The organism is Burkholderia sp. 28_3, from assembly GCF_003253915.1.
GTDB lineage: Bacteria > Pseudomonadota > Gammaproteobacteria > Burkholderiales > Burkholderiaceae > Burkholderia > Burkholderia cenocepacia.
The window spans coordinates 1-14,888 of sequence record NZ_QKZF01000002.1; the positions used below are offsets into that span (position 1 = coordinate 1).

Below are 14,888 nucleotides of genomic sequence, written 5' to 3' on the forward strand. Positions count from 1 at the left end.
GACCAGGACGTTGATAGGTCAGGTGTGTAAGCGCAGTAATGCGTTCAGCTAACTGATACTAATTGCCCGTAAGGCTTGATCCTATAACAAGTCTGCCTTGTAGATCGGCGCCGTGCGAAAGCACCGGTCGCGATCCAAAGCGACATGTTGAATTCTCGTGTGTGATACACACAACCTAATTACTGCTTCTTCCCAGATTGGTTCTGTTGGCCACGCCAGCAGAACAACCCCCTTTGCCTGATGACCATAGCGAGTCGGTCCCACCCCTTCCCATCCCGAACAGGACCGTGAAACGACTCTACGCCGATGATAGTGCGGATTCCCGTGTGAAAGTAGGTAATCGTCAGGCTCCCTAAGCCAGAAACCCCCGCTCGAAAGGCGGGGGTTTTTGCATTGGTGCGCCAGAAAAGCGTGCGGCGTAACGGTGCCAAGGCTACGTCCACGGCCTCCCGCCCGCCGAAACCTGCCACTTCCACCCAGTCTTCCATCAGATCGTCCAAAAACGCTGTGAAATGAACGCGTTATTCGGCGTGGTCCACGTAAAATTTGCGTACCCCCATCTCAGCATTCAAAACGATGAACGCCGCCACCCAGGTAGCCCGGGCCGTTTGCCCGCATGATTGTCCGGACACGTGTGCAATGCGCGTGACCGTCGAGAACGGCAAGGTAATCAAGGTCACGGGCGATCCCGACCATCCGCCGACACAGGGTGTCTTGTGTACGAAAGTCAGCCGATACGCGGATCGCGTTCATCATCCCGATCGCCTCACTGTCCCGCTCAGGCGTATCGGCGCAAAAGGGGAAGGGCGCTTCGTGCCGATCAGTTGGGACGAGGCGTTCGACGAGATCGGGCGTCGCCTCGGTGAGATCGCCGCGCGCGCGCCGGAAGCGATCGTGCCGTACAGCTATGCGGGAACGATGGGACTCGTACAAGGCGAGGGCATTGCCCAGCGCTTCTTTCACAAGCTCGGTGCGTCGCGGCTCGAGCGTGCGATCTGCGCGGCGGCCGGTGCCGCGGGGCTGCGATACACGTATGGCGGCAGTGTCGGCATGCACCTCGAGCACTTCGAGGAAAGCGAACTGATTCTGATATGGGGCGCGAATCCGATCGCATCGAGTCTGCACTTCTGGACCCGCGCGCAGGAAGCGAAGCGCCGTGGTGCGCGTCTTGTCGCGATCGACCCGTATCGTTCGCTGACCGCGGAGAAGTGCCATCAGCACATCGCCCTGAAGCCCGGTACCGATGGCGCGTTTGCGCTCGGCATGATGCATGTGCTGATTACCGAAAACCTGCTCGATCACGACTACATCGCCGACCATACGCTCGGCTTCGACGAACTGAAGGCGCGCGCCCTGACCTATCCGCCGGAACGTGTCGCGCAGATCTGCGGCATCGACGCGTCGGAGCTGGTCGATCTTGCCCGTCGCTACGGCGCCACCCGCAAGGCATCGATCCGCCTCAACTACGGCATGCAACGCGTTCGCGGCGGCGGCAATGCCGTGCGCGCGATTGCCAGCCTGCCGGCGTTGACGGGGGCGTGGCGCGATCGGGCGGGCGGCTTGCTGCTCTCGTCGTCGGAGTCCGCGCCGGTCAACCAGGCCGCGCTGCTACGTCCGGACCTGATGCCGGGTTGGCCGAACAAGTTGCCGCGCATCATCAACATGAACGCGATCGGCGACGCGCTGCTGCATCCGGGCGATGCGACGTTCGGGCCGAAAGTCGAAGCGCTGATCGTGTACAACTCGAATCCGGTGGCGGTCGCGCCCGATTCGTCGAAGGTCGCCGCGGGCTTCGCGCGCGACGATTTGTTCACGGTCGTTCTCGAGCACTTCAAGACAGATACGGTCGATTTCGCCGACATTGTATTGCCGGCAACCACGCAGCTCGAACATCTGGATATCCATAAGTCGTACGGCCATACCTATGTGATGGCGAATCTGCCGGTGATTCCACCGGTGGGAGACGCGCGGCCGAACACGGAGATCTTTCGCGGGATCGCGCGCAGCATGGGACTCGACGAGCCCGCGCTCTATCACAGCGACGAAGCGGTCGCGCGCGCAGCGCTTCGCTGGGACGATCCGGTGCTCGACAGCGACTGGGACACGCTGAAGCAGGCCGGCTGGCTGAAACTCAAACTGCCGGAGGCGCCGTTCGCGAATGGCGGTTTCCGCACGCCATCGGGAAAGTGCGAGTTCTACAGCCCGCGGCTCGAGCAGATGGGCATGGACCCCGTTCCCGACTATCTGCCGCCGTTCGAATCAGTCGAAGCCGCGCCCGAACTCGCCGCACGCTATCCGCTGGCGATGATTTCGCCGCCGGCCCGTCACTTCCTGAACAGCACGTTCGTGAACGTCGACAGCCTGCGTTCGACGGAAGGCGAGCCGCACCTCGACATGCACCCGTCCGACGCCAGCGCGCGCGGCATCGCGGAGGGCGACGTCGTCCGTATCTTCAACGATCGCGGCTCGATGCAGGCGCTTGCGCGTATTACCGATCGGGCGCGCGCCGGGCTGGTCGTCGGATTGTCGATCTGGTGGAAGAAGTTGTCGCCGGACGGCAGGAACGCGAACGAAGTGACGAGCCAGGCACTGACCGATCTGGGCAATTCGGCGACGTTTTACGATTGTCTTGTGGAAGTTGAGCGCATTTGATCGAATATCGCCGTATGATCAGACGAAATTGATATGGAAGTTCGAAGTGGACATCTAACCCTGTTGTCTCGGGGCGGGGGAGCCGTTACGATGCGTTTTAGCACGACCATTCGAAAATCTGTGAGGAGACGCGCGGCATGGACAAAATTTGGCTGAAATCGTACCCACCCGGCGTTCCAGCCGAAATTGACTCCTCTGCTTATCCGTCCGTCCCGGACCTGCTCGACGAGAGCTTCCGGCAGTATCGCGACCGTACCGCGTTCGTCTGCATGGGCAAGGGCATCACGTATGGCGAACTGGACAAGCTGTCGCGCCAGTTCGGCGCGTGGCTGCAATCCCGCGGCCTGGCGCGCGGGGCGCGCGTCGCGATCATGATGCCGAACGTGCTGCAGTACCCGGTGACGATCGCCGCGGTGCTGCGCGCCGGCTACACCGTCGTCAACGTCAACCCGCTCTATACGCCGCGCGAGCTCGAGCATCAGCTGAAGGACAGCGGTGCGGAGGCGATCGTCATCCTGGAGAATTTCGCGTCGACACTGCAGGCCGTCATCGCCAATACGGCCGTCAAGCACGTGGTCGTCGCATCGATGGGCGACCTGCTGGGCATCAAGGGATGGCTCGTCAATTACGTCGTGCGCAACGTGAAGAAGATGGTGCCCGCGTGGCAGTTGCCGTCGTTCACGCGCTTCAAGGCCGCGCTGTCGGAGGGCGCGCGACAGGCGTTCAAGCCGCAGAAGATCGGTCCCGACGACGTCGCGTTCCTGCAGTACACGGGCGGTACGACCGGCGTCGCGAAGGGGGCGACGCTGCTGCACCGGAACATCGTGTCGAACGTGCTGCAGGCCGGCGCGTGGCACCACCCGGCTCACGAGAAGTATCCGGAGGTGGAACAGTTCGTGACGGTTGTCGCGCTGCCGCTGTATCACGTGTTCGCGCTGACCGTCTGCGGTTTCCTGACGATGCGCACGGGCGGCATGGGCATCCTGATCCCGAATCCGCGCGACATCGCCGGCATGATCAAGGAGTTGAAGGGTTACCGGATCTCGACGATTCCTGCGGTCAACACGCTGTACAACGCGCTGCTGAACCATCCGGAATTCGGTCAGCTCGACCTGTCGAAGCTCGTGATCGCCAACGGCGGCGGCATGGCGATCCAGGAGGGCGTCGCGAGGCGCTGGTATGAAAAGACCGGGACCGCGATCATCGAAGGATACGGGCTGTCCGAAACGTCGCCGGTGGCAACCTGCAACCCCGTGACGGCGACCGAATACAGTGGGACGATCGGCCTGCCGCTGCCGTCGACCGAAGTCGCGATCCGCGACGATGCAGGCAACGACGTCGCGCTCGGCGAGCCCGGCGAGATCTGCATCCGCGGGCCGCAGGTGATGGCCGGCTACTGGAACCGGCCGGACGAGACCGCGAAGGTCATGTTCGCGGACGGCTTCTTCAAGACGGGCGACGTCGGCGTGATGGATGCGCGCGGCTACGTGAAGATCGTCGATCGCAAGAAGGACATGATTCTCGTGTCTGGCTTCAACGTGTATCCGAACGAAGTCGAGGACGTGGTAGCGTCGCATCCGGGCGTGTTCGAGGTCGCGGCGGTCGGCGTGCCGGACGAGCATTCCGGCGAAGCCGTGAAGCTGTTCATCGTGAAAAAGGATCCGGCGCTGACCGACAAGGACATCCTCGCCTACTGCAAGGAGCGGCTCACCGGGTACAAGCGGCCGAAGCTGGTCGAGTTCCGCACGGAGCTGCCGAAGACGAACGTCGGCAAGATCCTGCGGCGCGAACTGCGTGACGGACGCGCGTAACGCACGCAACGAGACGGTTGAACGAAAAAGCCCGGCCCATGCCGGGCTTTTTGTTTGCGGCTGCGGGTGGATGGCCGGGGGCACGTGTTTCGTGCGGGAGCCGGCGGCAGTTCTTGCATTTCGACCTGACGGCTGGCGTCGGCACGCTGCGACGCACGTTTGCATGTCGACCCACCGACCTGCTGACCCGCCGCCCGAAAAAGAAAAAGGCGCCCGAAGGCGCCTTCAAGATGCTGCGGCTTGTCAGACAAGCTGATTAGAACTTGTGACGGATGCCGACGCGTGCTGCGACCTGGTTGCTGGTGCTCGAACCTGCGAGACCGTTGATCGCTGCCGTTGCCTTCAGGACGTTGCCGTTCGAATCGAGCACGTTGCCCGATGCGTGCTGGTACACGCCGATCGCGTAGACGTCGGTGCGCTTCGACAGGAAGTAGTCGACGCCCAGCGAGCCCTGGTGGTACTTGGCTGCCGAGTTGCCGTCGATCTTGCTGCCTTGCGTGTAGTCGTACGCCGCGCCGAGGATCAACGCCGGGGTCAACTGGTACTTGAAGTTGATTTCGCCGTTGTTGAACGTCGCGGTCTGGTTCACGAACGGGCCTGCCGAGAAGCCCTTGAACTTCGTGTTCGAGTACGTCGCGCCGATCGTCGCTGCGCCGAACGTGTACGCGCCGCCTGCGCCGATGACCTGGTACGTGTTCGCGTTGTTCGCGTACGCGCCGTAGATCGGCGACGAGACCGACGACGACGTCGAACCGTTGTTGAACATGCCGCCAAACTGGTTCGGCGTGCGTGCGTTCAAGTAACCGACGCCGAGGACCAGCGGGCCGTTGTTGTAGCCTGCGCCGAGCGACCAGACCTGGTTCTTCGCGAACTGACCTGCCTGGCCGCCGAAGCTGTACAGGCCGCCGAACGTGAAGCCGCCGTAGCTCTGGCTCGTGAACTTGACCGCGTTGTTCACGCGATACGCGTTGTTGAAGTTGTCGAGGTCGCCCGGGTGAGCGGCGATGTAGCCGCCCCACTGGTCGCCTGCCTCGAGCGGGCCGACGAAGTCGACGACGGAGTCGTACTGACGACCCAGCGTGACCGTACCGTACTGGCTCGACAGGCCGACGTAAGCCTGACGGCCGAACATCAGGCCGCCCTGACCGAGCTTGCCGCTGTTCACGTCGAAACCGTTTTCGAGAGTGAAGATCGCCTTCAGGCCGCCACCGAGGTCTTCGGTGCCGCGCAGACCGAAGCGGCTGCCTTGCATCACGCCGCTGGCCATGCTGTACAGGTGCTTGCCGCCTGCGTTGTTGTTGAAGAGCAGGCCTTCATCGATGATGCCGTAAAGCGTCACGCTGCTTTGCGCATGGGCAGCGCCAGCGAACGCGCCCAGCGCGACGAGCGCGAGAAGCGACTTTTTCATTAACGGATCTCCAAGAATCACTGAATTTTTTTGGCGGGGCGGATAGTTATGTTCTGTTGACGGGCCCCATCAACTTCGCAAGAAGTCGCACGTAATGTAGCAAAGCCGATTTTTGCCACAAAGCGAAATGCTGCAGCTCAACGCCGCCATGTTTCCTTTATGCAACAATGGTTAAAATCACGGGTTAACCGCAATTTCCGCTGAATAATCAAGTCGGTTACGCAGCGGACTCGTGCCCTTGCCGCGTGCAGCGGCACCTGCAGCCAGGAGAACAGGATGGTGTTGGATGAACTGATCAGCGAATTCGATCGCGGCCTGCGATCGCTGACCGGCATTAGCCGGATGAGCCGGCCGGTGCCCGCGCCGGCCGATGCGCCGGACGCCGAGCTGACGCCCGCCGAGCGCACGCACGCGGCCGGCCTGATGCGCGTGAATCACGTCGGCGAGGTCTGCGCGCAGGCGCTCTACCAGGCGCAGAAGCTCACCGCGCGCACGGCGTCGGCGAAGGCGATGTTCGAGGAGGCCGCGCGCGAGGAGGAGGATCACCTCGCGTGGACCGCGCACCGCCTGAAGGAGCTCGACTCGCGCCCGAGCCTGCTCAACCCGCTGTGGTATGCCGGCGCGCTCGCGATCGGCGTGGCGGCTGGCGCGCTCGGCGACAAGGTCAGCCTCGGCTTCATGGCCGAGACGGAGCGGCAGGTCGAGAGCCATCTCGAAGGCCACATGTCCGAGCTGCCGGCGACCGACACCGCGTCGCGCGCGATCGTCGACCAGATGCGGATCGACGAGGTGAAGCACGGCAAGGCCGCGACCGACGCCGGCGGCATCGAGCTGCCGCTGCCCGCGCGGATGCTGATGCGCGCCGCGTCGAAAGTCATGACGAGCACTGCGTACTATCTCTGAGATTGGCGCCGGGGTGGCGTGGGACGCCGCCCCGGTTCACCGCCCCCGATACCGCCCGCTCACTCCTCGTTTTCCCGCCCCCGAAAGCCCCGTCCGCACGCCCGTCTGGGCCGTCTTTCTCACGTATCACCTTCACAAGTTGCACTAGCTCATTCATTTATAACGGTTTTTGGAATGAGGGGTCGCATGAGCATGTGCGCGTAAGTCCTTGTTCTAACTAACAAAATTCGTCAAAAAAGCGGGCCGCTCCCTTGACCGTGCCACACCCTTCCTCTAAAGTGGGAGACAGTGTGAGAAAGTGTATTTTTGTGTGATTTAGCAGGCTATTCCGGCTAAATTCTCAGCATTGAGCGGGTGCTTCGGTGCCCTGAACGGGAGAGCGGAAAGTGTTCCAAGGGGCGTCGGCGCTGACGCTCGATGCGAAAGGGCGGATGTCGGTGCCGGCTCGCTATCGCGAAGCGCTGCAAGGACAGGCAGAAGGACGGGTGACTGTGACCAAGCACCCGGACGGCTGCCTGTTGCTGTTTCCGCGCCCCGAATGGGAAGTGTTCCGCGCCAAGATCGCCGCGTTGCCGATGGACGCGCACTGGTGGCGGCGAATTTTTCTCGGCAATGCGATGGACGTCGATCTCGACAGCGCGGGCCGGATTCTCGTATCGCCCGAGCTGCGCATGGCAGCCGGACTGGAAAAGGAAGTCATGTTGTTGGGAATGGGTAGTCACTTCGAGCTGTGGGATTCGCAGACCTACAACGCGAAGGAGCAGGCAGCGATGGCGCAGGGCATGCCCGACGCGCTGAAGAATTTCACGTTCTGATTGCGGTGACGGAGACGCCCGCGATGGGAAATGAATTGCGGCATCGGACGGTGCTGTTGGATGAGGCGGTCGAGTCGCTCGTGACGCGGCCGGACGGCGTGTACGTCGACGGCACGTTCGGGCGCGGCGGCCATAGCCGCGCGGTGCTCGCGCGGCTGGCGCCGGCCGCGCGGCTGATCGCGTTCGACAAGGATCCGAGGGCGATCGAGACGGCGCAGGGCATCGAGGATGCGCGCTTCTCGATCGTGCATGACAGCTTTGCTTCGATGCGCGACGCGCTTGCGGCGCGCGGCGTCGAGAAGGTGTCGGGGGTGTTGCTGGACCTGGGCGTGTCCTCGCCGCAGGTGGACGATCCGGCGCGCGGCTTCAGTTTCCGCGCCGATGGTCCGCTGGACATGCGAATGGATCCGACGCGCGGCGAGTCGGCGGCCGAATGGCTCGCGCGGGCTTCGGTGCAGGAATTGACGGAGGTGATACGGGATTATGGGGAAGAACGGTTTGCTTTTCAGATTGCAAAGGCGCTTGTTGCTCGCCGGGCAGAGTCCGACCGTCTTGGGCCTCTCGACACCACGGGCGAGCTTGCCCAAATCGTGGGTCACGTCGTCAAAACCCGTGAGAAGGGCAAGGATCCGGCAACCCGCACCTTTCAGGCTATACGGATTCACGTCAATCAAGAGCTTGCGGACCTGCAAGTCGTACTAGACGCGGCATTGTCGTTGCTGGAGCAAGGGGGGCGGCTGGTGGTCATCAGCTTTCATTCACTCGAGGACCGGATCGTCAAACGATTCATGCAGGCGCACGCGAGTGCGCCTGCGGTCGATCGTCGCCTGCCGATCCGCGCCGTCGACCTCCCGAGCCCGCCGCTCAAGATCATCAGCCGCCAGTTTCCGAGCGAAGCGGAAGTCGCCGCGAATCCGCGCGCCCGCTCGGCCGTGATGCGCATTGCGGAGCGCGTCACGCCATGAGCCGCCTCAATATCTTCCTGCTGATCATCGTGATGGGTTGCGCGCTGTCGGTCGTCAACTCGACGAACCAGCAACGCCAGATCTTCATCCAGCTGCAGCGCGCGCAGTCGCAGGAGCGCCAGCTCCAGCAGGACTATGCGCAGCTCCAATATCAGCAGAGCGCGCTGTCGAAGACGTCGCGCATCGAGCAGCTCGCGAACGATTCGCTGAAAATGCAGCCGATCTCGACCGGCCGCACGCAATACCTGACGCTGCCGCCGGGCGCCGCGAAGGCGATCGACGCGCCGATCCCGGCGTCGGCCGACACGGCCGGCAAGGGCAAGGGGGGCGCGCGATGAAGCCGTCCCAGAAGCGCCAGAACGTGAAGTTCTCGTCGAGCCCCGTGCTGGGCGTGCATCTGCCGATGTGGCGCTCGAAGCTCGTCGTGTTCATGCTGTTCATGGCGTTCGTCGCGCTGGCCGCCCGGGCGTTCTGGATCCAGGGTCCCGGCAACGCGTTCTATCAGAAGCAGGGCGAAAGCCGCTACCAGCGCACGATCGAACTGCCCGCGACGCGCGGCAAGATCCTCGATCGTAACGGGCTCGTGCTCGCGACGAGCCTGCCCGTGCGCGCGATCTGGGCGATTCCCGATGCGGTGCCGGACGACCTCGACGCCGACAAGATCAACCAGCTCGGCAAGCTCCTCGGCATGACGTCGAAGGAACTGCGCGTGAAGCTGTCGGAAGACAAGGGTTTCGTCTACGTGAAGCGCCAGGTGCCGATCGACGTCGCCGACAAGGTCGCCGCGCTCGACATCCCCGGCATCTATCAGCGCAACGAATACAAGCGCTTCTACCCGGAAGGCGAGATCACCGCTCACCTGATCGGCTTCACGAACGTCGAGGACGAAGGGCAGGAAGGCGTCGAACTGGGTGACCAGAAGATGCTGTCCGGCACGTCGGGCATGCGCCGCGTGATCAAGGACCGGATGGGGCACATCATCGAGGATGTCGCCGAGCAGATTCCGCCGCACAACGGCACCGACGTCGACCTGTCGATCGACAGCAAGATCCAGTACATCGCGTACGCGAACCTGAAGGCCGCCGTCGAGAAGTTCAAGGCGAAGGCCGGCGCGGCGATGGTCGTCGACGTGCGTACCGGCGAAGTGCTCGCGCTCGTCAACTACCCGACGTACAACCCGAACGACCGCTCGCGCATGACCGGCGAGCAGTTGCGCAACCGGATCATGACCGACGTGTTCGAGCCGGGCTCGATCATGAAGCCGTTTACGGTATCGCTCGCGCTCGACCTGCACCGCGTGACGCCGAACACGCTCGTCGAGACGGGCAACGGGCATTTCGTGCTCGACGGCGCGCCGATCACCGACGACGCGGGTTTCGGTACGCTGACGGTCGGCGGCGTGATCCAGAAGTCGAGCAACATCGGCGCGACGAAGATCGCGATGACGATGCGGCCCGAGGAAATGTGGAATATGTATACGAGCATCGGCCTCGGCCAGGCGCCGAAGGTCGGGTTCCCCGGCGCGGTGGCCGGCCGCCTGCGTCCGTGGAAGAGCTGGCGCCGCATCGAGCAGGCGACGATGTCGTACGGCTACGGCCTGTCGGTGTCGCTGTTCCAGCTCGCCCGGGCGTACACGGCGATCGCGCACGACGGCGAGCTGATGCCCGTGACCATTTTCAAGACCGACCCCAATCAGCCGATCGCCGGCACGCAGGTGTTCAACCCCACCACCGCGCGGGAAGTGCGCGCGATGCTCGAGACGGTGGTCGCGCCGGGCGGCACGTCGCCGGATGCGGCCGTGCCGGGCTATCGCGTCGGCGGCAAGAGCGGTACCGCGTACAAGCACGAAGGTCACGGCTATACGCGCAAGTACCGCGCGTCGTTCGTCGGAATGGCGCCGATGCCGAATCCGCGCGTCGTGATCGCGGTGTCGGTGGACGAGCCGACGGCCGGCAGCCACTTCGGCGGCCAGGTGTCCGGCCCCGTATTCTCCGCGATCGCCGGCGACACGATGCGTGCGCTGAACGTGCCGCCGAACATGCCGATCAAGCAGCTCGTCGTGTCCGACGATTCGCCGGAATCGCCTGCCGCCAAGGGCCCGCAAAAGCTGGCCGCGGGTAGCGGCGCAAAGCATATGATCGTGTCCAGCACGACGCGTAATTCACCAGGAGTAGTTCGATGAGCGCCGCCCGCAGTTCCCATCCGGCGCATCAGCAGATCGCAGCCGCGCTCGCGTGGCTGCGTCAGCATGTGGCCCCCGCGGCGCAACTGCATGCCGACACGCGCAGCCTCCAGGCTGGCGACGTGTTCGTCGCGTATGCGGTCGACGGGGCGGATAACCGCGCTTTCATGGCCGACGCCGTCGCGCGCGGTGCGGCCGCCGTGCTGTATCAGCCGGACGGGCTGACCGATGCGCCGGCCGTCCCCGTCGCCCTCGCGGTGCCGGCGCTCGACCAGCTCGCGGGCGAGATCGCCAGCGGCTGGTACGGCGATCCGAGCGACAGCCTGCTCGCGGTCGGTGTCACGGGCACGAACGGCAAGACGTCGTGCACGCAGTGGATCGCCACCGCGCTGACGGCGCTGCATCAGCCGTGCGCGGTGATCGGCACGCTCGGCACCGGGATGCCCGGCCAGCTCGTGCCGACCGGCTTCACGACCCCCGACGCGCCGCAACTGCAGCGCAGCCTCGCGCAATTGCGTGCGGCGGGCGCGCAGGCCGTGGCGATGGAAGTGTCGTCGCATGCGCTGCACCAGGGTCGCGTGAACGGGACGGCGTTCGACATCGCGGTGTTTACGAACCTCACGCAGGATCACCTCGACTATCACGGCACGTTCGACGCGTACGAGGCCGCGAAGGCGAAGCTGTTCGCGTGGCGCGGTCTGCGCGCGGCGGTGATCAACCGCGACGATGCGGCTGGCCGCCGCCTGCTCGAGAAGCTGGCCGGCCGCGTGCGCACGATCGCGTACGGGATCGGCGACGCACCGGCGCCCGACGCCGATCGCGAACTGGTCGCGCTCGACGTGCGCGCCACCGCGACGGGTACCGCCTTCCGCCTGCGTTCGTCGTGGGGCGACGCGGACGTCGAGGTCGGCACGCTCGGCACGTTCAACGTCAGCAATCTGCTCGCCGTGCTCGGCTCGCTGCTCGCGGCCGACGTGCCGTTCGACGCGGCCCTCGCCGAGATCGAGCGGCTCGAGTCGGTCAACGGCCGGATGCAGCGGCTCGGCGGCCGGCTGCAGAACGACGAACCGCTCGTCGTGATCGATTACGCACATACGCCCGACGCGCTCGACAAGACGCTCGACGCGCTGCGCCCGATCGCCGCGGCGCGCGGCGGCCGGCTCGTCTGCATGTTCGGCTGCGGCGGCGATCGCGATGCGACGAAGCGCCCGCTGATGGGCGCGATCGCGGAGCGGCTCGCCGACGAAGTCGTCGTCACGAGCGACAACCCGCGCAGCGAAGATCCGCAGCACATCATCGACCAGGTCATCGCGGGCATGACCGCGCCCGAGCGCGCACGCCGTATCGAGGATCGCGCGAGCGCGATCCTGCAGGCGGTGCGCGGCGCCGCACGCGAGGATGTCGTCGTGCTGGCCGGCAAGGGCCACGAGGCTACGCAGGAAATCATGGGCAAGAAGCGCACCTTCTCCGACCAGGATCACGCGCGGCTCGCGCTTGCAGCGCGCGCCACGCACGGCAAGGGAGGCGCCGAATGACGATGCTCAGTCTCGGCGAAGCCGCCCGCCTGATTCCCGGCGCCACCGTCCACGGCGACGCGGGCGTCACGTTCGACCGCGTGTCGACCGATAGCCGCACGGTCGGCCCGGGCGACCTGTTCGTCGCGCTGAAGGGCGAGCGCTTCGACGCGCACGACTTCCTCGGCGACGTCGCCGCGCGCGGGGCCGCTGCGGCGCTCGTCGCGCACGCGCCGGCGGGCGTCGCGATGCCGATGATCGCTGGCGGCGAAACGCGTGCCGCGCTCGGCGCGCTCGCGCACGGCTGGCGGATGCGATTCCCGCTGCCGGTCGTCGCGGTGACGGGCAGCAACGGCAAGACGACCGTCAAGGAAATGATCGCGTCGATCTTCGCGGCGGCGGTCGGTGCCGACGCGCGGCTCGCGACGGCCGGCAACCTGAACAACGATGTCGGCCTGCCGCTGACGCTGCTGCGCCTGTCGGCCGCGCATCGTCTCGCGGTGATCGAGATCGGCATGAACCATCCGGGCGAAACCGAAGTCCTCGCGCGCCTCACCGCGCCGACGGTCGCGCTCGTCAACAACGCACAGCGCGAGCACCAGGAATTCATGGCGACGGTCGAAGCCGTTGCGCTCGAACACGCGGCCGTGATCCACGCGCTGCCGCCGGACGGCGTCGCGGTGTTCCCGGCCGACGACGCGTACGCGGGCATCTGGCGCGTCGCGGCAACCGGCAACCGGATCCTCGATTTCGCGCTGCACGACGCCGAACGGCAGAACGACGCACAGATCGTCGGTCGCATGCACGGCGGCGAACTCGCGATCGACACGCCGGCCGGCGCCGTCACGGTGCGGCTGCGTGCGCTCGGCGAGCACAACGCGCGTAACGCGCTGGCCGCGACGGCCGCGGCGCTCGGCGCCGGCGTCGCGCTGTCGGCGATCCGGCAGGGTCTCGAAGCGTTCGAACCGGTCAAGGGCCGGCTGCAGGTGACGCCCGCGAGCGTCGGCAGCCTCGCGGGCGCGACGGTCGTCGACGATACGTACAACGCGAACCCCGATTCGATGCGTGCGGCGATCGACGTGCTCGCCGCGCATCCGGTGCCGCGTGTGCTGGTGATCGGCGACATGGGCGAAGTCGGCGACGAAGGGCCGGCATTCCACCGCGAGATCGGCGCGTACGCGCGCGAACGCGGGATCGACGCGTTGTTCGCGCTCGGCGACGCGTCGCGCGACGCGTGCACGGCCTACGGCGACACCGCGCGCCATTTCGACGACGTCGGCGCGCTCGTGTCGGCGCTGCTCGCGGCCGGTTACGGCGCGCAGGCGACGGTGCTCGTGAAGGGCTCGCGGTACATGAAGATGGAGCGCGTGGTCGACGCGCTGACGAACCAACCCGCGGCGGGCACCGTGCCCGCCGCACACTGAGTAGAAGGAAGGAAGCATGCTGCTGGCGCTGGCGCAATGGCTGCAAGGAGACGCAAGCTTTTTGCGCTTGTTCACGTACCTCACGTTCCGTGCGGTGATGGCCACCATCACCGCGCTGGGGATCGGGCTCGTGTGCGGACCGTGGGTGATCCGCAAGCTGACGCAAATGAAGGTCGGGCAGGCCGTGCGCAAGGACGGCCCGCAGACCCACCTCGTCAAGTCCGGCACGCCGACGATGGGTGGCGTGCTGATCCTGATCGGCATCGCGGTCGCGACGCTGCTGTGGGGCGACCTGACGAACCGTTTCATCTGGATCGTGATGCTCGTGACGTTCGGTTTCGGCGTGATCGGCTGGGTCGACGATTACCGCAAGGTCGTCCACAAGGATCCGCGCGGGATGTCGTCGCGCGAGAAGTATTTCTGGCAATCGGTGATCGGGCTGTTCGCGGCCGTCTATCTCGCGTTCAGCGTGTCCGAGGCGAACAACGTGCGCGTGTTCGACCTGTTCATGGCGTGGGTGCGCAGCGGCCTGTCGATGGGGCTGCCGGCGCGCGCCGACCTGATGCTGCCGTTCCTGAAGTCGATCAGCTATCCGCTCGGCGTGTGGGGCTTCATCGTGCTGACCTACTTCGTGATCGTCGGCGCGAGCAACGCGGTGAATCTGACCGACGGGCTCGACGGCCTCGTGATCATGCCGGTCGTGCTCGTGGGCGCGTCGCTCGGTGTGTTCGCGTACGTGATGGGCAGCGCGGTCTATTCAAAATACCTGCTGTTCCCGCACATCCCGGGCGCGGGCGAACTGCTGATCTTCTGTTCCGCGATGGGCGGGGCCGGGCTCGCGTTCCTCTGGTACAACACGCACCCCGCGCAGGTATTCATGGGCGACGTCGGCGCGCTGGCGCTCGGCGGCGCGCTCGGCACGGTCGCGGTGATCGTGCGCCAGGAAATCGTGCTGTTCATCATGGGCGGCATCTTCGTCGCGGAAACGCTGTCGGTGATGCTGCAGGTGTCGTGGTTCAAGTACACGAAGAAGCGTTACGGCGAAGGGCGGCGCCTGCTGAAGATGGCGCCGCTGCATCACCATTTCGAATTGTCCGGCTGGAAGGAAACGCAGGTGGTCGTGCGTTTCTGGATCATCACGCTGATGCTGTGCCTGTTCGGTCTGACCACCCTCAAGCTGCGGTAAAGGAAAGGTAACAAGGATGTCTGGCGAG

12 protein-coding genes and 2 rRNA genes are annotated in these 14,888 nt (G+C 65.1%); 13 read left to right on the forward strand and 1 reads right to left on the reverse strand.

The genetic code is table 11. The annotated features are described in order from the left end of the window. The 5 genes from DFS13_RS04660 to DFS13_RS40200 form a co-directional block, all read left to right on the forward strand. Positions 1-83 (forward strand): 23S ribosomal RNA (locus DFS13_RS04660); the annotation flags it as partial. 153 nt (positions 84-236) lie between these two features. Continuing rightward, a 5S ribosomal RNA gene (rrf, locus tag DFS13_RS04665) occupies positions 237-349 on the forward strand. Between the two features lie 227 nt (positions 350-576). After that, the gene (locus DFS13_RS04670; protein ID WP_048989303.1) at positions 577-2,652 is read left to right on the forward strand and encodes a molybdopterin-dependent oxidoreductase; all 2,076 of its coding nucleotides are present in this window, start codon (positions 577-579) and stop codon (positions 2,650-2,652) included. 137 nt (positions 2,653-2,789) lie between these two features. Continuing rightward, entirely contained in the window at positions 2,790-4,463 is a 1,674-nt protein-coding gene (locus tag DFS13_RS04675) for a long-chain fatty acid--CoA ligase (RefSeq protein WP_006493337.1), read from the forward strand. Positions 4,464-4,576: 113 nt separating this feature from the next. Further along, complete coding sequence (locus tag DFS13_RS40200) at positions 4,577-4,723, forward strand: hypothetical protein (RefSeq protein ID WP_006487162.1); 147 nt, start codon at positions 4,577-4,579, stop codon at positions 4,721-4,723. Here DFS13_RS40200 and DFS13_RS04685 read toward each other — a convergent pair. Further along, entirely contained in the window at positions 4,720-5,871 is a 1,152-nt protein-coding gene (locus DFS13_RS04685; RefSeq protein WP_006487141.1) for a porin, read from the reverse strand. The two genes, DFS13_RS40200 and DFS13_RS04685, sit on opposite strands and share 4 nt — an antisense overlap. Positions 5,872-6,147: 276 nt before the next feature. Between DFS13_RS04685 and coq7 the strand changes: the two genes are divergently transcribed. The 8 genes from coq7 (at position 6,148) to mraY (ending at position 14,860) form a co-directional block, all read left to right on the forward strand. Beyond that, the gene (gene coq7, locus DFS13_RS04690) at positions 6,148-6,774 is read left to right on the forward strand and encodes a 2-polyprenyl-3-methyl-6-methoxy-1,4-benzoquinone monooxygenase (protein WP_006487096.1); all 627 of its coding nucleotides are present in this window, start codon (positions 6,148-6,150) and stop codon (positions 6,772-6,774) included. A gap of 386 nt (positions 6,775-7,160) precedes the next feature. Then, positions 7,161-7,589 (forward strand): division/cell wall cluster transcriptional repressor MraZ, encoded by a 429-nt coding sequence (gene mraZ / locus DFS13_RS04695; RefSeq protein WP_006487094.1) that lies wholly within the window; start codon positions 7,161-7,163, stop codon positions 7,587-7,589. Between the two features lie 23 nt (positions 7,590-7,612). Next, on the forward strand, positions 7,613-8,554 hold the full coding sequence (gene rsmH / locus DFS13_RS04700; protein ID WP_006496776.1) for a 16S rRNA (cytosine(1402)-N(4))-methyltransferase RsmH: 942 nt from the start codon (positions 7,613-7,615) through the stop codon (positions 8,552-8,554). Further along, complete coding sequence (gene ftsL / locus DFS13_RS04705; protein WP_006487110.1) at positions 8,551-8,892, forward strand: cell division protein FtsL; 342 nt, start codon at positions 8,551-8,553, stop codon at positions 8,890-8,892. The genes rsmH and ftsL overlap by 4 nt, the downstream gene beginning before the upstream one ends. Beyond that, entirely contained in the window at positions 8,889-10,736 is a 1,848-nt protein-coding gene (locus DFS13_RS04710) for a penicillin-binding protein 2 (RefSeq protein ID WP_006487157.1), read from the forward strand. The genes ftsL and DFS13_RS04710 overlap by 4 nt, the downstream gene beginning before the upstream one ends. Next, the gene (locus tag DFS13_RS04715; RefSeq protein WP_069352531.1) at positions 10,733-12,271 is read left to right on the forward strand and encodes a UDP-N-acetylmuramoyl-L-alanyl-D-glutamate--2,6-diaminopimelate ligase; all 1,539 of its coding nucleotides are present in this window, start codon (positions 10,733-10,735) and stop codon (positions 12,269-12,271) included. The genes DFS13_RS04710 and DFS13_RS04715 overlap by 4 nt, the downstream gene beginning before the upstream one ends. Beyond that, entirely contained in the window at positions 12,268-13,674 is a 1,407-nt protein-coding gene (murF, locus tag DFS13_RS04720) for a UDP-N-acetylmuramoyl-tripeptide--D-alanyl-D-alanine ligase (protein ID WP_111441423.1), read from the forward strand. Before DFS13_RS04715 ends, murF begins: the two co-directional genes overlap by 4 nt. 16 nt (positions 13,675-13,690) lie before the next feature. Beyond that, positions 13,691-14,860, forward strand: coding sequence for a phospho-N-acetylmuramoyl-pentapeptide-transferase (gene mraY, locus DFS13_RS04725; protein WP_006477019.1), 1,170 nt, complete (start codon positions 13,691-13,693; stop codon positions 14,858-14,860). Positions 14,861-14,888: the final 28 nt, after the last annotated feature.